2 protein-coding genes and 1 pseudogene are annotated in these 2269 nt (G+C 67.6%); all 3 read right to left on the bottom strand.

Annotated features, from left to right (window positions below):
• A partial coding sequence (locus tag JMF90_RS34040; protein WP_201326067.1) for an enoyl-CoA hydratase-related protein occupies nucleotides 1–416 on the bottom strand: 416 nt, incomplete at its 3' end.
• Between the two features lie 91 nt (nucleotides 417–507).
• On the bottom strand, nucleotides 508–1707 hold the full coding sequence (locus JMF90_RS34035) for an acetyl-CoA C-acyltransferase (RefSeq protein ID WP_006477849.1): 1200 nt from the start codon (nucleotides 1705–1707) through the stop codon (nucleotides 508–510).
• Between the two features lie 22 nt (nucleotides 1708–1729).
• Nucleotides 1730–2269 (bottom strand): annotated as a pseudogene (locus JMF90_RS34030) (3-hydroxyacyl-CoA dehydrogenase); the annotation flags it as partial.

The raw sequence follows: 2269 nt of genomic DNA, 5'->3' as shown, positions 1-2269 counted from the left end.
GACGCGGCTTCCGGGCACAACCCGAGCTGCGCGAACGGCAGCGAGAACGTCGCGGTGTCGGCCGCGTAGACCAGATCGCAGTGCAGCAGCATCGTCACGCCGACGCCGACCGCGATGCCCGGCACCGCGGCCACGACCGGCTTGCTCGCGCTGCTGATCCGCGCCAGGAACTGGAACACCGACGCGGTATCGTCCTGCGGCGGCGCCTTCAGGAAATCCTCGAGATCGTTGCCCGCGCTGAAATTGCCGTCGCTGCCGCGCAGCAGGATCACGCGCGTCGCCTTGTCTTCCTGCGCGTCGGCGAGCGCATCGGCCATCGTCTGGTACATCGCCGCCGTCAGCGCATTCTTCTTCGCCGGGCGCGCGATCGTGATCGTCATCACGCCGTCGGCGCGTTCCACTTGAATGTCGGCCACAACCGTCTCCTTGAACTGTCTCTACCGGAATGAAAAAACGGTGCGCGAGCTCGTGGCCCGCGCACCGTCGTCGCTTCTCGTCGTGTCCCGCTTACAGGCGTTCGATGATGCCCGCCGCACCCATGCCGGTGCCGACGCACATCGTGACCATCCCGTACTTCAGGTTGCGGCGGCGCAGGCCGTGCACGACGGTCGCCGCGCGGATCGCGCCGGTCGCGCCGAGCGGGTGGCCCAGTGCGATCGCGCCGCCCATCGGGTTGACCTTCGACGGATCGAGGCCGAGATCGCGCATCACCGCCAGCGATTGCGCGGCGAACGCTTCGTTCAGCTCGATCCAGTCGAGATCGTCCTGCTTCAGGCCCGCGGCCTTCAGCGCGGCCGGAATCGCTTCCTTCGGACCGATCCCCATGATTTCCGGCGGCACGCCGCGCACCGCGAAGCTCACGAAGCGCGCGAGCGGCGTCAGGTTGAATTCCTTCAGCACCTTCTCCGACACGACGAGCAGCGCACCCGCGCCGTCCGACGTCTGCGAGCTGTTGCCGGCCGTGACCGAGCCCTTGTTCGCGAATACCGTGCGCAGCTTCGCGAGACCTTCGAGCGACGTATCCGCGCGCGGACCTTCGTCGAGCTTGATCTCGCGCGTCTTCACGTCGACCTCACCGGTCGCGAGGTTCGGGAACCGCTCGGTGATCGTGTACGCAGCGATTTCGTCGCCGAACTCGCCGGCCTGCTGCGCGGCGAGCGCCTTGCGGTGCGACTCGACCGAGAACGCGTCCTGGTCGTCGCGGCTCACCTTCCACTGTTCGGCGACGCGCTCGGCCGTCAGGCCCATCCCGTACGCGATGCCGAAGTCTTCGCTGCGATCGAAGATGTGCGGCGACATCGACGGCTTGTTGCCCATCATCGGCACCATGCTCATCGATTCGCAGCCGCCCGCGAAGATCGCGTCCGATTCGCCCACACGGATGCGGTCGGCCGCCATCGCGAGCGCGGTGATGCCCGACGCGCAGAAGCGGTTGACCGTCACGCCGCCGACCGTCTGCGGCAGCCCGGCGAGCAGCGCGCCCATGCGCGCGACGTTCAGGCCCTGCTCGGCTTCCGGAATCGCGCAGCCGATGATCGCGTCCTCGATCACCTTCGTGTCGAGACCGGGCACCTGCGCGACGGCCGACTTGATCGCGTGAACCAGCAGCTCGTCGGGGCGCGTGTTCTTGAAGACACCGCGCGGGGCCTTGCCGATCGGCGTGCGGCTGGCGGCGACGATGTATGCGTCTTGCAGTTGTTTGCTCATTTCAGACTCCTTGTCTGCTCGCTCAGTTACGCACCGGCTTGCCGGTCTGCAACATGCCCATGATCCGTTCCTGCGTCTTCTGCGTACCGAGCAGCTCGACGAACGCGCGGCGCTCCAGCGCGAGCAGCCATTCTTCGTCGACGAGGCTGCCGGCTTCGACGTCGCCGCCGCACACGGCTTCGGCGATGCGGCTCGCGATCAGGTAGTCGTGGTCGCTGATGAAGCGGCCGTCACGCATGTTGACGAGCGATGCCTTGATCGTCGCGATCGCCGAACGGCCCGCGACCGGCACGTCCTTCGCGCGCAGCGGTGCGCGGTAGCCGGTGTCGGCCAGCGCACGCGCTTCCTTCTTCGCGGTGTCGAGCAGTTCGAACACGTTGAAGACGATCGTGTCGGACGGCTTCACGTAGCCCATCGCCCGTGCGTCGTGCGCGGACGCCGACACCTTCGCCATCGCCGCGTTCTCGAACGACTTCGTGACGAACTTCAGGATGTCGGTGGTCGCGTTCGCGGCCGTCGCGGCGTCCGCCGCGCGCAGCGCCGCTTCCTTCAGGCCGCCGCC

Origin of the sequence: Burkholderia sp. E168m23, from assembly GCF_016586125.1 — a bacterium.
GTDB classification, from domain to species: domain Bacteria; phylum Pseudomonadota; class Gammaproteobacteria; order Burkholderiales; family Burkholderiaceae; genus Burkholderia; species Burkholderia orbicola.
Note: the sequence above shows the minus strand (reverse complement) of the source record. Positions and strands in the feature narration are given on the sequence as shown.

Coding starts and splice junctions, on each gene's coding strand:
- JMF90_RS34035 (WP_006477849.1), bottom strand. CDS start 1,707: ATGAGCAAACAACTGCAAGACGCATACATCGTCGCCGCCAGCCGCACG.